Origin of the sequence: Paenibacillus campinasensis, assembly GCF_002272015.1 — a bacterium.
Classification (GTDB): domain Bacteria; phylum Bacillota; class Bacilli; order Paenibacillales; family Paenibacillaceae; genus Paenibacillus_AQ; species Paenibacillus_AQ campinasensis.
Map to the genome: position 1 here is coordinate 77,405 of NZ_NPBY01000057.1, position 18,195 is coordinate 95,599.

The following is an 18,195-nucleotide window of genomic DNA, read 5'->3' on the forward strand; positions in this document are numbered from 1 at the left end:
ATAATCTAAGACATAGATAAGGAATGGGACCCTGATCTGTCCCATTCCTTATCTATGTTTTTAACATGTAGTGGGTTTAGTGGGTTATACCCTTGCTTGATTGATTTCATAGATTCCTGAAATTGCACAACCGATCCCATAATTCGGTTGTAGTATAATGAAATTCATAATGACACTTACGGGGAATCAGTCATCGTTAAAGGAGCGGAACATGAAAATATTAATCGTAGACGACAATCCGACTAACGTTATTATCATACGCGAAATTTTGAAAAAGGAAGGCTTCCGGGATACGCTGGCTGCTTCCTCCGCCCTTGATATGCTGGAGCATCTGGGGATCGGCGATCATACGGACGCGCTTCGTCCGGGCAGAGTCGGGATCGATCTGATTTTGCTGGATATGATGATGCCGGAGATGGACGGGATCGAGGCTTGCCGGATCGTCCAGCAGTATGAGCATTTGAAGGATATTCCGATCATTATGGTGACGGCTGTTGGCGATTCCAAGAAGCTGGCTGAAGCGCTGGATGCCGGGGCAATGGACTATGTTACGAAACCGATCAACAAGGTGGAGCTCATGGCCAGAATCCGTCTGGCGCTGCGGTTGAAGCATGAGAAAGATTGGCACAAGGAGCGGGAGCAGCGGGTTCAGGATGAGCTGAGGCTGGCGGCGATGGTGCAAAACGCGGTGCTCAGTTCCCCGATTGTGAACGATCAGGTCGAAATTCATGCCCTGTATCAGCCGTCAGCGGAGCTGGCAGGGGACTTGTACGCCTGGTATCCGATCAGTGAAGACAGGTATGGTGTCATCTTGCTGGATATGATGGGACACGGCATATCCTCATCCCTGTTTTGCATGTTTATCGCCTCGGTATTGAAGGACACCGTAACGACCTACGTGGAACCGGAGAAGGTGATCCAGGAATTGAATCGGCGGTTTAATCAGCTGCATATTGAGGAGCAGCTCATTCAGTATTATTTTACCGCCATCTATTTAGTAGTAGATACTCGATTGAAACGGGTCGATTATGTCAATGCGGGTCATCCGCCGGCGCTGTTTTTCCAGGAGGATGGCAGTGTAGTAACACTCGATCAGGGCTGCTGCCCTGTCGGCTTGTTTGACCGGATTGAGGAGATGGAGCCGCGGAGCTTCCATTATGAAGGCCAGGGGCATTTGGTGATGTATACGGATGGCTTGCTGGAGCTGGTCGACGGCGGACACGATGAGAAGCTAAGCTTCCTCCAGGAGCGGCTTGGCGGTTCCCATGACTGGAGAGAAGAGGAGATGAGGGCACAATTTTTTGTAGACCACTTGTCCGAGGAGCGGGAAGATGATAAATGTCTTGTATGGGTATGTCTTAAATAAAGGAGAGGGACAAGCGTCATGAAATTAAGAAGCAAGCTAGTCATCGGCTTTTCCACCTTGCTTGGTCTCATGCTCGTTCTGACTATGGTCGGCTACGACAGATTAAGCTACATGCGAGATCAGATGGATACGATATACGGAGAGCGTTATCAGAAAGTAAGGGATTCGAGCCAAATGCGGGGCGAAGTGAACAACATGGCCCGCGCGCTCACCAATCTGATTGCGACAGGAACGGTCGACAATTTCGAGGCGAGCAGACATGAGATCCAAAGTATGACCGACCGGGCTTTTGAGCTGTATGGGACACTTCATCAGAGCGTCACAAGTGCGGAGGAACAGCAGTTTTTGGCCCGAATTGATGATGCCGTCGGAAGCTATGTGGACTATCAGAATCACATATTGGAACTGATGGAGGCTGGCGATATCCAGGAAGCCAACCGGATTCGCATCACCAGCGGGCAGGCGGTTCAGGAGGAAATGCTGAGCAGTCTGAACGCGCTGGCGGATTACGAGGATCAGAAAATTGCCGAGGATATTGAGTTGGCCCAGTCCGCTTATGAGCGTTCGATCCAAATGAGCATTTACTTAATGAGCGGCGGTCTTCTGCTGGGATTCCTGGTCATTCTGTGGATCGTGCCAAGCATTACACGCGGCATTAACGTGGTATCTCTGATGCTGAAAAGCTTCGGTGAGGGCAGGCTGAAGGCGATCAGCCGGATCAAGGTGCCGTCGAAGGATGAATTTGGCGAGGTTGCGCGCGTGTTCAAGGAATTGTCTGCGGACATTCTGGAGAAACAGAAGGTGGAGGAAACCTATCTCCAAGCGCAAAAAGATCAGTCGTGGATCAATTCCAACATGGCCCGGATTACCGAGCTGCTTGAAGGGATTAATTCGCTTGAAGAAGTTGGCCAGCGCTTCATCAGTGAGTTCACGCCGGTGCTGGGCTGCCGATACGGGGCTATCTATATCCGGCAGGAGGACAAGCATCCGAACAAGCTTGAAATGAAAGGCTCGTATGCGCATGAGGGCGGCGAGGAGCCGAAGGATGTGTTTATGATTGGCGAAGGGCTTGTCGGACAAGCTGCGCTGGACAAAAAGCCGATCAAGCTGGAACGTGCGCCGGAAGACTATATGAACATCCACTCGGCATGGGGATCATCCAAGCCGGGCATGATTGTGATTTATCCGATTCTGTTTGAGAACGAAGTGCTGGGCGTTGTGGAATTTGCTTCCTTTGAGCCGATTTCCCCGCTTCAGGAGCAGCTGCTGCAGCAACTGACGCAATCGCTGGGCATTATCGTTAACAATATTACAGGGCGTCTGCGCGTCGAAGGATTGCTGCGGGAATCCCAGGCGCTGACGGAAGAGCTGCAGTGTCAATCCGAAGAGCTGCAGACCCAGCAAGAAGAGCTTCGTCGCTCCAACGAAAATCTGGAGGAGCAGACTGCAGCACTCAAGCGTTCCGAGGAATTGCTGCAGCGTCAGCAGGAGGAACTGGAGCATTACAATACCGAGCTGCAGGCCAAGACCCGTGCGCTGGAGGAACAGGTGCAGGAGGTTGAAGAGAAGAACGAGGAGCTTGAACGTACTCGTCATCAATTGGAACAACAGGCACTTCAGCTGTCGATGACCACCAAGTATAAATCCGAGTTTATGGCCAATATGTCGCATGAGCTTCGGACTCCGCTCAACAGCTTGCTGATTTTGTCTCAGCTGTTGTCGGAGAATAAGGAAGGTAATCTGAGTCAGAAGCAGATTGAATATGCACAGACGATCCATACGTCGGGCGCGGATCTGCTGAAGATGATTGATGAGATTCTGGACCTGTCCAAAGTGGATGCCGGCAAGATGGAGATCAATCATGAGGAGGTTCATATCCGGGATATTGAAGGATTTGTATTCCAGAACTTTGGCCCTGTCGCTTCCCGGAAGCAGCTGGAGCTTCATGTCCGCATCGAGGACCGTGTTCCGGAAAGCATCGTAACCGATGGGCACCGGATCAAGCAGATTTTGCGGAACCTGCTGTCCAATGCCTTCAAGTTCACGAACAGCGGCTCTGTGGAGCTGGCGGTCAAATCGGCCAATCCGGCAGCACTGCCTTCATTCCTCAAGCGGGATACCGATTATATCGCCTTCTCGGTAATCGATACGGGCATCGGCATTCCTGCCGACAAGACCGAGCTGATCTTCGAGGCCTTCCAGCAGGTGGATGGGACGACGAGCCGCAAGTACGGCGGAACCGGGCTTGGCCTGTCGATCAGCCGTGAGCTGTCCCGTCTGCTCGGAGGCGGCATTCAGGTGGAGACAGAAGAAGGGAAGGGCAGCAGCTTTACGCTGTTCCTGCCAGCGCTCACCGCCGTTCCGGAACCAAGCGCGGCTCAGGAAGCCGCTGCAACAACTGAGGAGTCAGCCAGAGCGGAGCTTATTGTGCCGAAGGCTAGATTGATCTCCCCAAGAGTGCTGGCTAAGCCGGAGGAGCATCCGATTGAACTTGAAGATGACCGCAATGATCTTGGACCGACAGACAAGGTGCTTCTGATCATTGAGGATGATGTTAAATTCGCCAGCATATTGCTGGACATGGCCAGAGGCCGCGGCTTCAAGGCATTGGTTGCCCTGCAGGGCGATACCGGCCTGAAGATGGCGCAGACGTACAAGCCGGATGCCATCATTCTGGACATTCAGCTTCCGGTCATTGATGGCTGGTCGGTGCTCGGCGAACTGAAGAGCTCTGCAATCACACGGCACATCCCGGTTCATGTCATTTCGGTTGTAGATGAAGTGAAGCAGGGATTAATGATGGGTGCGATCGCTTATTTGAAGAAGCCATCGTCGCGTGAGGCGCTGGAGAATGCCTTCAACCATATCGCCTCCTATACTGAAAAATCGGTGAAGCATCTGCTGATAGTGGAGGATGACGATATTCAGCGTCATTCCATTATTGAATTGATCGGTCACGACGATGTTTCCATTACGGCTGTATCGACCGGCAGAGAGGCGTTGATCGAGCTTCGCAAACAACGATATGATTGTATGGTTCTTGATTTAATGCTGACCGACATGACCGGCTTCGATCTGCTTGACCAGATCCGGGATGATGAGAACTTGGTGGACCTGCCAATCATTATTTATACCGGCAAGGAGCTTGATTCGAAGGAAGAGACGCGTCTAAGAAAATACGCGGAATCGATCATCATCAAAGACGTGAAATCGCCTGAACGGCTGCTGGACGAGACTACGCTGTTCCTGCACCGGGTAGAGGAGAATCTGCCGGAAGACAAGCGGAAGATACTGCAGAAGCTTCATAACAAGGAAGAGCTGTTCGACGGTAAGAAGATCCTGCTGGTCGATGACGATATAAGGAATGTATTCGCACTATCCAGCGTGCTGGAAGGGTACAATATGGATGTCACGTTTGCAGAGAATGGCCGCGAGGCGATCGAAATGCTCCAGAAGAATCCGGATTACGATCTGGTGCTGATGGATATGATGATGCCGGAAATGGACGGTTATGAAGCCATGCGCCGGATTCGCGAGATGCCGGAGTTTGAGAAGCTGCCGATTATCGCGTTGACGGCCAAGGCGATGAAGGAAGACCGGGTGAAATGTATTGAAGCGGGCGCTTCCGATTACATGAAGAAGCCGATCCAGACCGAGCAACTGCTGTCACTTATGAGAGTATGGCTGTATTCGTAGCTCTTGCATCTGGGTAATATAATATATCTAGTCATCAAATATTCAGGAAAGCGGTGCAAGAACAATGTCATCAAGTGGCCGAGCAGATGAGAAAGAGTGGGAAGGCAGCCATGGGGAAGAGCTGGAGCAAATTGAAATTGAGCTGCTTCTGGAAGGTGTCCATCGCTTCTACGGATACGACTTCCGCAATTACGCGCTCCCTTCACTGAGGCGGAGAATATGGCATCATGCCCATGCGGAGGGTGTGCAGACGATCTCGGCGCTGCTGGAAAAAGTGCTCCATGATCGCGCATGCTTCGAGCGGCTCATCTACAATCTGTCGATTCCGATTACGGAAATGTTCCGGGATCCCCAGCTGTTCCTAACGTTCAGACAGAAGGTTGTCCCGATGCTCCGGACGTATCCCTACATCCGTATTTGGCACGCCGGCTGCTCGACAGGTGAAGAAGTGTACTCGATGGCGATTCTGCTGCATGAGGAAGGCCTCTATGAGAAGTCGAGAATTTATGCCACCGATATGAACGCCCGTTCCCTGCAGCAGGCCAAGGAAGGCGTGTTCGACATCAAGCGGATGAAGCAATACACCAAGAATTATTTGGAAGCCGGAGGCACCCGCTCATTCTCCGAATACTATACAGCTAAGTATAACTCTGTTATTTTTCAGCCTTTTCTGAAAAAGAATATGGTTTTTGCGGAACACAACCTGGCGACAGACGGTTCTTTTAATGAATTTAACGTGATCTTTTGCCGGAATGTAATGATCTATTTTAATGATGAGCTTCGTGATCACGTACATGGACTATTTCATGAAAGTCTGAGCCACTTCGGTATTCTGGTTCTCGGCTCGAAAGAGTCGATTCACTTCACCAGTTACAGTGATTCCTATGAGACACTGGATCGGGCCGAGAAAATATACCGGAAGATCAAATAGGATTTTACAGGAGGATTCCATGGGGGTTCACGAACCGATTCATATCTTGTTGGTAGATGACCGTCCTGAAAATCTGCTGGCGCTGGAAGCAGTCCTGGACAGCAAGGATTATACGCTGGTCAAGGCAACCTCGGGGGAGGAAGCGCTGCGGTGCATTTTGAAATATGATTTCGCAGTCATTGTACTGGACGTACAGATGCCTGGCATGGACGGAATTGAAACCGCAAGGCTGATTAAGGCAAGGGATAGAACCAAGGATATTCCCATCATCTTCATCTCCGCTAACAGCAAGGAGGCGGAGCACTTATTTGCGGGATATTCAGCAGGTGCGATCGATTATATGGTCAAGCCTTTCATTCCACAGATCCTGAAATCGAAGATTGAAGGATTTGTAGCGATGTATCAGACGAATAAAAGACTGAAGACACAGTCGATGCTCCTTCAGCAAAAAACACTGGAGCTTGAGCGCATCAACCAAGAGTTGGTTCAGGCCAAGGAAGCGGCCGAGATTGCCGCCAAGGCCAAGACCGAATTCCTGGCCATGATGAGTCATGAAATCCGGACACCCATGAATGGAGTGATCGGTATGATTGACCTGCTGATGGAGAGTGATCTGGAGGAGGAGCAGCGGGAGTATGCCCGCATTATTCGGGGCAGCGCGGATGCGCTGGTCAACATCATTAACGACATCCTCGATTTCTCCAAGATGGAGTCTGGCAAGATGGAGCTGGAAGAGTATCCGTTCGAACTGAAGCCTTGCATCCAGGAGGTCTTTGGCTTGTTTTCGGCTGAGGCTTCCAAGAAACAGCTGGAGTTTTCCTATTCTATTGAAGAGCAAATTCCAAGCATGCTGTACGGCGATATGGGCCGACTGCGCCAAGTATTGATGAATCTTGTATCCAATGCGGTCAAATTTACGAACAAGGGCGGCGTATATTTGCTCGTCTCCCTTGCAGACAGCGAAGAAGAGCGGCTTACGCTTAAATTCACCGTGAAGGATACGGGGATTGGCATATCGCCGGATAAGCTGGACCGACTGTTCAAGCCGTTCTCCCAGCTGGATTCCTCCATGACACGAAAGTATGGGGGGACCGGACTGGGACTTGCCATTTGTAAATCCTTGGTGCAGATGATGGGCGGGGAGATCAGTGTGGAATCGGTGGAGGAGCAGGGAGCGACCTTTGTCTTTACGATTCAGGTTCAGGCTTATGCCGAGGAGAGTATTCACCCGCAGGAGGATCTGCAGCTGGAGAAATTCAGTGTCCATGGCGGCCAAACCCCGAGCATTCTCGTCGTCGATGACCATCCGGTGAATCAGAAGCTGATGGTCAGCATGATGGACAGGCTGGGTCTCGGGGCGGATGTTGCCCAGGATGGCCAGGAAGCGGTGGACCTCGTTTCGGGCTCGAAACGCTATGATATTATTTTTATGGACCTGCAAATGCCGGTTATGGATGGGCTGGAAGCGACACGCTCCATTCGCAGGTTGCCGGAACTCCAGGATCATCCTCCCGTGATCATCGCCATGACAGCCAATGTGATGGAAGGGATACAGAAGCGCTGTCTGGATGCGGGAATGAACGACTATATAAGCAAGCCGGTCAATATTGGCGGTGTCCGTCATATGCTGGCCCGTTACGGTTATCCCAAGCTTCGGGAGTGGCAGGAGGATGCCCCTGCGATCAGGATAAACCATGGTTGAGAATTGCCAATAATTGATAGTGGCTGATTCGTTGCTAAGTTGTTTCAATCTGCCCCATAACGGGTTAATTTGTAGGGAAAACAAATTTCGGGAGAGAGTATCTATGAATACAAAAACCAACGATAAATTCAATGCCACAACGAAGATGAGCGAAGGTGGAAGCACAGTATATTTGAGCGGCGAACTGGATTTGTCCGTTGCTCCTGATTTTCGCCTGGTGATGGAGCCTTTGGTCGGCAATTCGGAAATTGATCTGATCGTCAACATGAAGGAATTGACATACATTGACAGTACAGGAATTGGTATTCTTCTGTCGATCTTGAAAGCCAGACATGGGATGAAGGCAAATTTTGCTGTGGAAGAGGTTCCTGCGCAAATTCAAAAGCTGTTTGATATGACGGGTATTGCGAAGTTCTTTCAAGCACAGAAGAATTCCCAATAGGAAAGGATCGAAAAGAATGAATTCAGAAGTACAAAGAGTTACGCTAAGTTTGCCTGCCAGTGCCGAATATGTGGATATTGTGAGGTTGAATTTATACGGGATTGCCTCGAAGATGGGTTTCTCGTATGAAGAGATTGAGGATATGAAGGTGGCGGTGTCGGAAGCCTGTAACAACTCGGTGCTATATGCATACGGACAGAAAGGCGGAATGGTCGAGGTTGTGTTTGAAGTAGCCGGTGAGTCATTGTCCATTACGGTCAGAGACGAAGGGGAGAGTTTCGACGGTGTGGGAACGGCCGGAAACCGAACGCTCCATGATAAAGATCTCAATGAGGTGCAAGTTGGAGGCCTGGGCTTTTATTTGATGGAGGCTCTCATGGATGAGGTCAACGTGACCAATGTGACTGGAAAGGGAACCGTGGTCACGCTCATCAAGCGACTTGCAAGAAGCGAGGAGCATGTATGAATGATAAAGTGACTCCCCCAGAGTCCAGAGATGAAGCGGTTAGTCTGATACGTCAGTATCAGGAAACGAAAGACAATGAGATTGCTACCGTTCTCATCCAGAAATATGAGCCTATGGTCAAGATGGCTGCGGGCAAAATTGCCCGAAACCGTCCGGATCTATATGAGGATCTTTATCAAGTGGGGCAAATGGCATTGATTCGTTTGCTTCAGCAATACGACATCAGCTTGGGTATTCCGTTTGAACCGTATGCGATGAAAAGCATGATCGGCCATATGAAAAATTTTCTCCGCGACAAGTCCTGGTACATTCAAGTGCCAAGACGGATTAAAGAGAAGGGCGCTCTAGTACAGCAAGCGATTGACGAACTAATGGTCAAGCTTGAACGGTCCCCGGATGTTAAGGAAATCGCCGATTATTTGGATCTGTCCGTGGAGGAGACAGTTGAAGTGCTGGCCGGACGCGAGTGCTACCATTATGTCTCCCTGGATTCACCGCTGTCTCAGGAAGAGACCGGGGCCACGCTGGGTGAACTGATCAGCTCGGATGTGGACGATTTTGATTCTGTCGAAAAGAGAATGGACCTCCAGCAGGCGATGAGCCAGTTGAAGGAACAGGAGCAGAAAGTGCTGTTGCTCGCATTCCAGGAAGGACAGTCCCAACGCGCCATCGCCCAAAAGCTCGGCGTATCACAGATGAGCGTGTCCCGTATTCAGAAACGGGCAACCGAGAAACTAAAACAGATTATGTCGAACTCATTGTATTAATCAGGAACGGACAAGCTTTCTTGCTAGGAGATCATGAGGTACATATGCACGCTATTCCGATAATAAGGGATTGGCGTGCTTTTTTTGAAGGCAAATCATGGGATATTCCGTGCGCCGCCGAGGAAAGGAGTGAACAACACCATGCTTGAACCTCATATGAAAGAAGGGCAGGACATATATTCGCTCGCAGGAGGGTGGGAATGGCATGACATTCGTGCCCGGAAATGGGACTCTCCGCTCCTTGGCGAGCTGCGTACACGTTATCCGGCGACGGAGGACTGGCTGGATAAGGCGCCATCGCTGCTGGATCGGAATTATTTGTCGGTCCGGTTCGAGGAAGGGGTGGAGCCTGTCATCGCCGGCGCTCTTCTATACAGAGTGACTTCCGAGGATACCGAGAAGAGGGAGCTGAAACAGTTTTATTTCCACGTGGACCGACACGTGCTGATTACCCTGAATCTGGATGAGGATACACGCAGGACGATGCTTGCAGCCGACCGCATATCGATGCTTCATCAATGCCAGAGGCCGATTGACGGGATGTGTGTTCTGGCGAGAGCCATCCTGCATTATTATCATGCCGGAATGGATCGGTTCGAAGTGAACCTGCGCGCGGTTGAAGAAGACATGCGGACGAGGAACCGGCGCACCCTGATGGATCAAATCCTGACAGCCCGCTATGAGTTGCTGGATTGGAGCAACCTGTTCATTCCGTTTCAGGAATTCATCGCTGCGGCGAAGGAAGGCTATCATGACGAACTGGAGCAAAGCCGTCCGTTTCATCATCTGTTATATCGGGTGGAGCGGATGGAGAAGCTGCTGCGCCATTATGAACGCGAGATTGAAGCACTTGTATCGATCGATGATGCGATATCCGGATTCCGGGGCAACGAGATTATGAAGACGTTGACGATCATGACCGTCATTTTCACGCCGGCGACGGTAGTCGGGGCGATCTGGGGGATGAACTTTGAGAATCTGCCGGTCATTCATGTCGGTTGGGGTTTCGCGTCGGTTATGATTTTTACGCTGTTATGTACAGCGGGAACGTATCTATGGATGAGGGCAAAGGGATGGACAGGAGATTTGCTTAAAGTCAAATCGAAGAACAAAAATATATAGGCCATACAAAAGGCCCGGAATCTCACATGCAGTCAAAGAGATTTCGGGCCTCGTGTGTATCAGGACAAATGACGGATCAAGGAATGCGCGATTATCTGGACTGCTGGACATAGCCCTGCAAATCGGAAATAAAGTCACCAATCATCGGCATATCCACAAACAGGCTGAGGAAGTAACCGAGCAGACCGAGCACGAGCGCCGTACCGAGGGTCAGGCCAAGTCCCCGAGCGAGACCGGCGGTGAGATTGGCAATGATCCGTTTTTTCGGATTCATGTAGTTTTCGATCATATCTTTCATCTGCGATTTCTCCAGCGTTTCGGCTATGGAATCAAGGCGAGTATTCAGCCGCCTCACCTCATGCCGCAGCTCGAATGGATGCTCATTCAATTGGGCCTCGCGTTCATCGAGCTTCCGCTGATCTTGCTCGGTGTCAGAACCAGTGTGCTCACGGCTGCGAAGCTGGCGAGAGCGTGAGTCATCCCGCTTCATTCCGCGATCGGAAGGCGCGCTATGGCCTGGATAAGGATTGACCTTACTCATGGCAATTCCCCTCTTTCTATTGTAATGTCAAGTTGGTTGCGAAATCGTTCCATCATCCGACAGTCGTGAAAATAGCCAGCTGAGTAAGCTGGCTAGAGTCGTTTAATACCTCAATTGAGCGAATTAATGGTTAGGCGTCTGTTTCAACTCTTGGGCAACGTCCGTGGTGGCGTCAGCTGCTTGATCCTTCACATCTTTCGAAGCTCGGGTTGCCTCGTGGGATACATCAGCTGCCGCTTCCTTCACAGTGGACATGATCTGATCCCGGCTCTCACTGACCGTGGACATAACATCAGAGGCTTTGTTGGACACGGTTTTGGCAATCTCCGTTGCTTTGGTGCCGACCGTGCTGCAGACCTCCTTCGTTTTATCCGACACAACCGCCAGCTTGTCGGACAGATCCCCGCGCAGCTCGCGTCCCGGCTTAGGAGCAAAGAGCAGGGCCGCCGCCGCTCCGACCAGCGCACCGATAAACGCTCCTTTCAGAAAAGAGGATCCGCCTTGTTGGTATTCCTGTTCCATGTTGCTCATAATGTTCACACTCCTTATTTTTTATATCATGATAAGAAAGCTGTTCCTTCGGGTAACTTGGTTACGATTTAAGCAGCACGTCTGAGCATTCGGGCGACAAATCCAAGAAGGAACACGAAGAGTGCAGTTCCTAGAATCGCCGGAAGGATGGCGAATCCGCCAATCTCAGGCCCCCACGCGCCGAACAACCAGGTGCCGACCCATGCGCCGACGAAACCGGCGATCATGGCACCGATGATGCCGCCCGGCATATTATGACCGGCCAGAGCGTCGCCGATAATTCCGATAATGATGGCCATAACGATGGTGATTATAACTCCCCACATTTCTATCGCCTCCTTATTTAGAGCTTTGATTGTCGTGCGGGCTTGCTTATCTCGTATTTAAACGAATGACATCGTCCTGAAACAACAGCCTTTACGTGAATGAGCGCCGTCCCGCGCGGTTCTTTGAGGGCGGACACAGCGCTGTGTCCCACTGAATTCGGAAGGTAACGCTCCCGATTCGGTACAGGGAACGGGCATATCTATCATGTTGATTAGAAGCAAAAGGGCAGGGGTATGTAGTACATAAAACGCGGAGGTGAAAGGTCATGATTAAAGTGATGACATCTGCCGAGAGACATACTGTGCATAACGGAGGAATTCACGGGGAATTCAGCTTTTCGTTTGGGGAATATGAGGATCCGCATAACGAGTTTTTTGGCAGTTTGCTCGCGCATAATGAATATGTATTGGAACCGAAGCAGCGGATGGAGCGCAGCTACCATCATGATTTGATCATGGTGTACTTTGTTTTGGACGGGACGCTTTCCTATGAAGATGATACAGGCGAGCGGATCGAACTGGGGCCAGGCTCCGTCTACGTGGTCAACACCGGTACGGGGGTAGCCCATACGCAGAAAAATGAGGACGAAACCAGGTCGGTTCGTTATCTTCAGCTGTGGCTCTTGCCGGAAGAGCTTGGCCAGGAGCCGACCCATCATTACGCCGAGTTCTCAAGAGAGCAGCGGCTGAATCAGCTGTTTCCGGTCGCCTCGGGCGTCAAGGGGGAATCCGGAGCAACCCTTCAACTGGATGCCAGATTATACAGCACGATATTGGAAACCGGAGGCCGTGTCAGTCACTCCGTCGCGGAGGGACGAAGAGTGCACTTATATGTGGTGAACGGGAACGTCGAAGTGACGACCGATGAAGGCGTATATCAGCTTTCATCCGGGGACACCGCCCGCATACACCAATGCGAGGAGATTCAAGTAAAGGGAATTGCTGCGGAAGGTGCCTCTGAATGGATCGCGATTGACTTGCCTTAGATTCATGTGCCTTCATCGCTAACCGGAACAGGAGTGCAATAAGCCCCCGAAGAGCTCAGGCGGTGATTCCGCTAGAGCTCTTCGGGGGCTTTGTCCTGTGAAGGCCATTGATGATGCAGTGTGGCATCGCTTATTCGCTATGAATCGGTGTCAGGGATGCCGGGCTGCAGATGTGTGCCTATCCGCGAAGTCGGCCGAGCTCAGATACAACAGCTTCCACTTCCGATATGCTCAGATTGTCCTTGCCAATCACCATATCATACAGATCGCGAATATCATCATAATGGTTGACAGAGAATGCTGAAGCCTGCATGGCTGCTGCTGAAGCCATCCGCAGCTTGGATTTGATCGATTCAATCATATATTCGACGTTTGCTTGGCTTTTCTCATTGAGATCCATTGGGGTACCACCATCCTCTCTACCCGGATTATCCTCATGTATTGTACCATGCTCTTTGCCGCTCAGACCAATATTTTTGCCAGATCGGGCAGCCTTAGGTTAAAATCAGGTGAATCCCATTTCTATTACAGAACATTTTAATATAATGAGTGCGAACATGGAGAGAGGAGGGCGTAATGAGCCAATCTGTGGAAGCTGTTCGGGGAGAAGCTGCTGTCAAAATGTCAGGAGCTCGTCTGCAGCAATTTTTTATGGAGATTTCCAGTCGCTATAAGCCGGATCAAGTCACGTTTGTCTGTATTGGAACCGACCGGTCCACCGGCGATGCACTCGGGCCCCTTACCGGAAGCAAGCTGCTGGAATGCGGGTTTCCCCATGTGATTGGGACGATGCCGGAGCCTTGTGATGCGCGCAATCTGGAGACGCGGCTGAAGGCAGTTCCTCAAGGACAAGTGCTGATTGCCATCGATGCCTGTCTCGGTCATCCTTCATCCGTAGGGCATTATCTGGTCTCGAACGGGGCGCTCCGGCCAGGTCAATCGGTCGGCGAGAAGCTGCCGGCTGTCGGAGATTACAGCCTGGCGGCAGTGGTCAACGTTCACGGTCCGAAACCTTACTGGACGCTTCAGGTCACGTCCTTGCATCAGGTGATGACGATGGCCGCCGAGATTGCCAGGTCGGCCGCCGCCGCTTTCGGGCTTGCAAGCGAGCACTAAAGCGTTTCAATATTGCTGTTTCGGTTTAATAGACATCATTCTATTATCGCAGGTAGAAAGAAGGTAACGTTATGGAAAAAGTACAGTGCAACGGAAGCACGATATGTTATGTAGATCAAGGCCAAGGCCAGCCGCTGATTCTTTTGCATGGCTTCTGCGGCAGCTCCGCTTACTGGGAGCAGGTTCTCCCGCATCTGGCCGGCTTCAGAGTCATCGTGCCGGATCTGCGGGGACATGGGCGCTCGGATGCACCTGTCGGCCCTTATACGATTGAGCAAATGGCAGATGATGTTCTGCATTTGATGGATGAGCTTGGCATCCCTTCCGCGGTACTGCTGGGCCATTCGCTTGGCGGGTACATTGCGCTGTCTTTTGCCCAGCGCTATGCTGCGCGTCTGAAGGGCTTCGGTCTTATCCACTCCACGGCTTATCCGGACTCGGAGGAAGCGAAGGAGAAAAGATTGAAGGCTGTCAGCACCATTCAGAATGATGGCATTACAGCGTTTGTCGACGGGCTCGTGCCCGGACTGTTTGCTGAAGGTGCCGAGAAGACGATGCCGGAATGCATTCAGCGCGCCAAGGAGATCGGATACCTTACGCCACCGCAAGGAGCGGCTGGGGCGGCGATGGCGATGCGAGAGCGCCCGGATCGCCGGGCCGTACTGAATGCTTCAGTGCTTCCGATTCTGCTGGTAGCTGGCGAGAAGGACGGACTGGTTCCGGTCGAGCGCACCTTCACCGCAGATCATGAACCCGTGACACAAGTGGTCATCGAGGGTGCGGGACATATGAGCATGATGGAGGCGCCGGAGAAGCTGGCGACCGCGATTCGGTCGTTTATGGACAAGGTTGTCGCAGCTACATAAGCGGCGACCTGGGTGCAATAACACAAGAGCTTAAATGAAGATAGTTCGTTGCAGATGGAAAAAGAGATAGCTTGTTGCAGGAGAAGGAAGCTTGTTGCAGGAGAAGGAAGCTTGTTGCAGCTTAAGGAAGCTTATTGTAGCTTAAGGTAGCTTGTTGCAGCTGAAGGTAGCTTGTTGTAGAAGAACATAGCTCGTGTTATTTATTAGATCAGTCAGAAGGCTCTGGCTGATCTTTTCTGTGTGTGGGTGGAAATCGCTGGATGGAAGCTAACAGCGCCCCCGGAAGAACGCCGGGGTGTGCTGCCTGGGGCTCGCTTCCGCAGAACCGGGCGACTGGAATTATGGTGTTGAATCGCCTACAATCTAAACATAGAAAAAGCATGCTAGGTGAGGAAGGGGACAAGAGGATGTATCGCAGGGATTATCTTGTTCGTCTCGTTGAGGACATGACCAAGCTGATTGCACATGTATTCAGGCTCAAGCAGGAACGCAAGCATACCGAGGCTCTGCAGAAGGTGGAGGATCTGCTCCGGCGGCAATTTCGTCTCAATTCCAAGCTGCTTGGTTCGCTGTCGGCTTCCGATATTGAAAAGCTCTTCCATAATCAAGGCTTTCTGGATGCAGACAGTCTGCAAAGTGCAGCAAGGATGCTGGAGGAAGAGGCGGATATTCTGATGGACATGGGCCGTGAAGAAGAGGCTGTGCTTCATCTTACCAAGGTGCTGGAGCTGTATTTGACCGCGATTCTGCACGGTGCTGACCGCAAGCTGCTTGGACTGCCGCAACGAATTGCGGATGTAAGGGACAAGCTGCGTGCTTATGCCATGCCGGTATCTGTGGAACGGCTGTATTTTACATATACGGAGCAAGAGGGGGACTTCGCCGAGGCGGAAAATACACTGTACCGCCTTCTTGACCAGAACGGGATGGCCCCTGATGAAGCGCGTCAGTTTTACCAGCGGCTGCTTCAATTGGAGCCTGAAGAACTGGAGCGGGGTGGCTTGCCCCTTGATGAAGTATATGAAGGGATGGCAGAGTTGGATCGGCAGTATGCGGACAGCATATAGTGTGTAGCGCACAGAGTATACAGTATAGAATATCGCCCGCCTGTAGGATATCGTCTGCAGAACATCGCTGTAGAATATCGTCTATGGGATATTGTCTACGGGATATAGTCTATAGGATATCGTCTACGGGATAGCACTATTGTCTATAGGTTTGTAGAATGGTCTACACTGGCACGTGTCCCGATGCACTTGGTTTTACTATCAATTGAAGAAAGCGAGATGTACCTCTTGGGATCACTGAGAAAACTTATCCATCACATCATGAATGACAACGCGTTGATTACGGCAACATTAAGTCAGCTTCGCAAGCGCGAAGGAATTGATTATACCAAGGTGACCGTCAAGCCGGTCGAGCTGAAAAACAAGCTTCATTACCAATTTGCCTACTACTCGGCGAACAAAGTGACACATCAGAACGTGGCCAGTGAAGAGGCGGAAAGCCTTCTGATCGACATGTTCGAGAACATATTCCGTCAGGCGGTCATTTTTACTCCCGATGCGGACTACCAGGTGCTGATCTCGAAAAAATACAAAGTCTCCATCTTGACCAAATCACCAACCAAATCGAAGCCGGATTTGGCGCATAACCGCAAGAAAACTTATATTTTGGAGGAAGGCATGCCGGTTCCATTCCTGGTCGAGCTCGGCATTATGAACGAGGACGGCAAGGTGTTTGCCCGCCGGTACGACAAATTCAAGCAAATCAATCGCTTTCTGGAGATGGTTGAGGATGTGCTTCCTCATCTGCCTGAGGATCGTCCGCTCACGATTGTCGATTTCGGCTGCGGCAAATCGTACCTGACCTTTGCCCTCTATCATTATTTGGCGATTCAGTCTCGCCGGACGCTGAATGTTGTCGGATTGGATCTCAAGGCGGATGTAATCGAACACTGCAGTCTGCTGGCGAAAAAGCTGAACTATGACAATTTGCAGTTTCTTGTCGGCGATATTGCGGAATATGATGAACTGGAGCAGGTCGACATGGTCGTCACGCTGCATGCTTGTGATACGGCAACGGATGCCGCACTCGAAAAGGCGGTGCGCTGGGGCGCCTCCGTCATTCTGTCGGTTCCGTGCTGCCAGCATGAACTGTTCCAGCAGGTGAACAGTCCCGTGATGGAGCCGCTGTTGTCCCACGGCATACTCAAGGAGCGTTTCTCGGCACTGGCAACCGACGCCATCCGCGCCAAGCTGCTGGATCTGATGGGCTACAAGACGCAGCTGCTGGAATTTATCGACATGGAGCATACGCCGAAAAACATTTTGATCCGTGCCGTAACCGGCTCCGCCGGCGAGCGGGAGAAGCTGTGGCAGGAATATGTCGCGTTCCGGAATTTCCTCGGAGCGAAGCCCTACCTTGAACGGGCCTGCCAGGACCTGCTGCCAGCAGAAGCGCCGGATTCCAAATAGCGCTTTTGCCGCAACAAGAAGGCGAATGAGTCAGATAAATAAATGATGGACCGGGAGGCGTAAAGCTTGCCGGTTTTTCCCCGTCTACAGCGGCGGATTCGCACATGTTTGCCGTGAGCCTTGCATCATTATCCCGTTAGCTCAGGAAAGGGAATTGGGTTTTAAACAATGTGGGATTTGAACGATATGTGATCTAGTTTTGAGCTGTTTTGTATCCATATTTGGACTACTGAGCAACCCTTGCCATACTGACACCTCTTTATTACTCAGAATCACTACTTTGAAGTACTTTAAACCACTATAAACCATTAAAAATTACTATAAATAACTGTAAATGTATATAAATCACTACAAATCACTCTAAATCAACTTGAATTAATCTAAATCACCCTAAATTAATCAGTATAACTCTGAGTTACTTGGTATTAGTCTAAATTAATCGGTATTAGTCTAAATTACTCAGTATTACTCTAAATTAATCTGAATTACTTAACCCACCATAAACCGCCTTTTCATAACCTCGGCCTACTCCGACTCTTGAAATTTCCTTTTGAACGGTCTTTGAACTCTCCTTGCATGATCTGTGAAGATCTTTGAACCGTGGTTGAAAGGTAATTTAATTAAATCGTATTTGAATCGTATCTGAACCGTGGGCTGGACCGGGAATTGAAGCGCCGATGGGACGACGATGAACTTCGTCAAACCACCGACCGTGCAGCCCTACGCGTCACGGAGCTCTTTTCCTGCTCCAACGCACCACCACCCTGAACGAAAGGGATAATGATGCAAGAAATGAGCCGACAATGCACCTCGTCAAACCGCCAATCATGGGGCCCTACCCGTCATGGAGCTCTTTTCCG

At 50.9% G+C, this 18,195-nt stretch carries 17 protein-coding genes; 13 read left to right on the plus strand and 4 right to left on the minus strand.

Annotation, left to right across the window (positions count from 1 at the left end; genetic code table 11):
• Positions 1–211 precede the first annotated feature (211 nt).
• From CHH67_RS18005 to CHH67_RS18040, 8 genes are all read left to right on the plus strand, one after another.
• Positions 212–1,366, plus strand: a complete 1,155-nt coding sequence (locus CHH67_RS18005) for a PP2C family protein-serine/threonine phosphatase (protein ID WP_095266589.1) — start codon at positions 212–214, stop codon at positions 1,364–1,366.
• Between the two features lie 18 nt (positions 1,367–1,384).
• A complete protein-coding gene (locus tag CHH67_RS18010) occupies positions 1,385–5,062 on the plus strand; it encodes a response regulator (protein ID WP_095266590.1) in 3,678 nt (1,225 codons plus the stop codon).
• Positions 5,063–5,126: 64 nt separating this feature from the next.
• Positions 5,127–5,993, plus strand: a complete 867-nt coding sequence (locus CHH67_RS18015; protein WP_095266591.1) for a CheR family methyltransferase — start codon at positions 5,127–5,129, stop codon at positions 5,991–5,993.
• A 19-nt stretch (positions 5,994–6,012) separates the two neighbouring features.
• Positions 6,013–7,695, plus strand: coding sequence for a response regulator (locus tag CHH67_RS18020; RefSeq protein WP_095266592.1), 1,683 nt, complete (start codon positions 6,013–6,015; stop codon positions 7,693–7,695).
• Between the two features lie 103 nt (positions 7,696–7,798).
• Positions 7,799–8,137 carry an STAS domain-containing protein gene (locus CHH67_RS18025; protein ID WP_095266593.1) on the plus strand — a complete coding sequence of 113 codons (339 nt, stop codon included), beginning with the start codon at positions 7,799–7,801 and terminating at the stop codon, positions 8,135–8,137.
• 16 nt (positions 8,138–8,153) lie between these two features.
• On the plus strand, positions 8,154–8,603 hold the full coding sequence (gene rsbW, locus CHH67_RS18030; RefSeq protein WP_095266594.1) for an anti-sigma B factor RsbW: 450 nt from the start codon (positions 8,154–8,156) through the stop codon (positions 8,601–8,603).
• Complete coding sequence (locus tag CHH67_RS18035; protein ID WP_095266595.1) at positions 8,600–9,370, plus strand: sigma-70 family RNA polymerase sigma factor; 771 nt, start codon at positions 8,600–8,602, stop codon at positions 9,368–9,370. The genes rsbW and CHH67_RS18035 overlap by 4 nt, the downstream gene beginning before the upstream one ends.
• 141 nt (positions 9,371–9,511) lie before the next feature.
• The gene (locus CHH67_RS18040) at positions 9,512–10,492 is read left to right on the plus strand and encodes a magnesium transporter CorA family protein (RefSeq protein WP_095266596.1); all 981 of its coding nucleotides are present in this window, start codon (positions 9,512–9,514) and stop codon (positions 10,490–10,492) included.
• Between the two features lie 91 nt (positions 10,493–10,583).
• Here the strand turns inward: CHH67_RS18040 and CHH67_RS26825 are convergent, their stop codons facing one another.
• From CHH67_RS26825 to CHH67_RS18055, 3 genes are all read right to left on the minus strand, one after another.
• Positions 10,584–11,033 (minus strand): DUF5665 domain-containing protein, encoded by a 450-nt coding sequence (locus CHH67_RS26825; protein ID WP_244908246.1) that lies wholly within the window; start codon positions 11,031–11,033, stop codon positions 10,584–10,586.
• A 123-nt stretch (positions 11,034–11,156) separates the two neighbouring features.
• On the minus strand, positions 11,157–11,564 hold the full coding sequence (locus CHH67_RS18050; protein ID WP_095266597.1) for a YtxH domain-containing protein: 408 nt from the start codon (positions 11,562–11,564) through the stop codon (positions 11,157–11,159).
• A gap of 68 nt (positions 11,565–11,632) precedes the next feature.
• Positions 11,633–11,890: a GlsB/YeaQ/YmgE family stress response membrane protein gene (locus CHH67_RS18055; RefSeq protein ID WP_095266598.1), complete on the minus strand. Its 258-nt coding sequence runs from the start codon at positions 11,888–11,890 to the stop codon at positions 11,633–11,635.
• 266 nt (positions 11,891–12,156) lie between these two features.
• On the opposite strand from CHH67_RS18055, the gene CHH67_RS18060 reads away from it, so the two are divergent.
• Complete coding sequence (locus CHH67_RS18060) at positions 12,157–12,876, plus strand: pirin family protein (protein WP_095266599.1); 720 nt, start codon at positions 12,157–12,159, stop codon at positions 12,874–12,876.
• A 178-nt stretch (positions 12,877–13,054) separates the two neighbouring features.
• Here the strand turns inward: CHH67_RS18060 and CHH67_RS18065 are convergent, their stop codons facing one another.
• A complete protein-coding gene (locus tag CHH67_RS18065; protein ID WP_095266600.1) occupies positions 13,055–13,276 on the minus strand; it encodes a DUF1128 domain-containing protein in 222 nt (73 codons plus the stop codon).
• Positions 13,277–13,452: 176 nt separating this feature from the next.
• Between CHH67_RS18065 and yyaC the strand changes: the two genes are divergently transcribed.
• The 4 genes from yyaC (at position 13,453) to CHH67_RS18085 (ending at position 17,335) form a co-directional block, all read left to right on the plus strand.
• A complete protein-coding gene (gene yyaC / locus CHH67_RS18070) occupies positions 13,453–13,992 on the plus strand; it encodes a spore protease YyaC (RefSeq protein ID WP_095266601.1) in 540 nt (179 codons plus the stop codon).
• Between the two features lie 71 nt (positions 13,993–14,063).
• Positions 14,064–14,858 carry an alpha/beta fold hydrolase gene (locus CHH67_RS18075; RefSeq protein WP_095266602.1) on the plus strand — a complete coding sequence of 265 codons (795 nt, stop codon included), beginning with the start codon at positions 14,064–14,066 and terminating at the stop codon, positions 14,856–14,858.
• A 260-nt stretch (positions 14,859–15,118) separates the two neighbouring features.
• Positions 15,119–15,925 (plus strand): DUF6483 family protein, encoded by an 807-nt coding sequence (locus CHH67_RS18080; RefSeq protein ID WP_230875730.1) that lies wholly within the window; start codon positions 15,119–15,121, stop codon positions 15,923–15,925.
• Between the two features lie 219 nt (positions 15,926–16,144).
• Positions 16,145–17,335, plus strand: coding sequence for a class I SAM-dependent methyltransferase (locus tag CHH67_RS18085; protein WP_179292161.1), 1,191 nt, complete (start codon positions 16,145–16,147; stop codon positions 17,333–17,335).
• Positions 17,336–18,195 lie beyond the last annotated feature (860 nt).

Bases quoted from the DNA above. Each gene is read 5' to 3' on its own strand.
- CHH67_RS18005 (WP_095266589.1), top strand. From the start codon at position 212: ATGAAAATATTAATCGTAGACGACAATCCGACTAACGTTATTATCATA.
- CHH67_RS18010 (WP_095266590.1), top strand. From the start codon at position 1,385: ATGAAATTAAGAAGCAAGCTAGTCATCGGCTTTTCCACCTTGCTTGGT.
- CHH67_RS18015 (WP_095266591.1), top strand. From the start codon at position 5,127: ATGTCATCAAGTGGCCGAGCAGATGAGAAAGAGTGGGAAGGCAGCCAT.
- CHH67_RS18020 (WP_095266592.1), top strand. From the start codon at position 6,013: ATGGGGGTTCACGAACCGATTCATATCTTGTTGGTAGATGACCGTCCT.
- CHH67_RS18025 (WP_095266593.1), top strand. From the start codon at position 7,799: ATGAATACAAAAACCAACGATAAATTCAATGCCACAACGAAGATGAGC.
- rsbW (WP_095266594.1), top strand. From the start codon at position 8,154: ATGAATTCAGAAGTACAAAGAGTTACGCTAAGTTTGCCTGCCAGTGCC.
- CHH67_RS18035 (WP_095266595.1), top strand. From the start codon at position 8,600: ATGAATGATAAAGTGACTCCCCCAGAGTCCAGAGATGAAGCGGTTAGT.
- CHH67_RS18040 (WP_095266596.1), top strand. From the start codon at position 9,512: ATGCTTGAACCTCATATGAAAGAAGGGCAGGACATATATTCGCTCGCA.
- CHH67_RS26825 (WP_244908246.1), bottom strand. From the start codon at position 11,033: ATGAGTAAGGTCAATCCTTATCCAGGCCATAGCGCGCCTTCCGATCGC.
- CHH67_RS18050 (WP_095266597.1), bottom strand. From the start codon at position 11,564: ATGAGCAACATGGAACAGGAATACCAACAAGGCGGATCCTCTTTTCTG.
- CHH67_RS18055 (WP_095266598.1), bottom strand. From the start codon at position 11,890: ATGTGGGGAGTTATAATCACCATCGTTATGGCCATCATTATCGGAATT.
- CHH67_RS18060 (WP_095266599.1), top strand. From the start codon at position 12,157: ATGATTAAAGTGATGACATCTGCCGAGAGACATACTGTGCATAACGGA.
- CHH67_RS18065 (WP_095266600.1), bottom strand. From the start codon at position 13,276: ATGGATCTCAATGAGAAAAGCCAAGCAAACGTCGAATATATGATTGAA.
- yyaC (WP_095266601.1), top strand. From the start codon at position 13,453: ATGAGCCAATCTGTGGAAGCTGTTCGGGGAGAAGCTGCTGTCAAAATG.
- CHH67_RS18075 (WP_095266602.1), top strand. From the start codon at position 14,064: ATGGAAAAAGTACAGTGCAACGGAAGCACGATATGTTATGTAGATCAA.
- CHH67_RS18080 (WP_230875730.1), top strand. From the start codon at position 15,119: ATGGAAGCTAACAGCGCCCCCGGAAGAACGCCGGGGTGTGCTGCCTGG.
- CHH67_RS18085 (WP_179292161.1), top strand. From the start codon at position 16,145: ATGTACCTCTTGGGATCACTGAGAAAACTTATCCATCACATCATGAAT.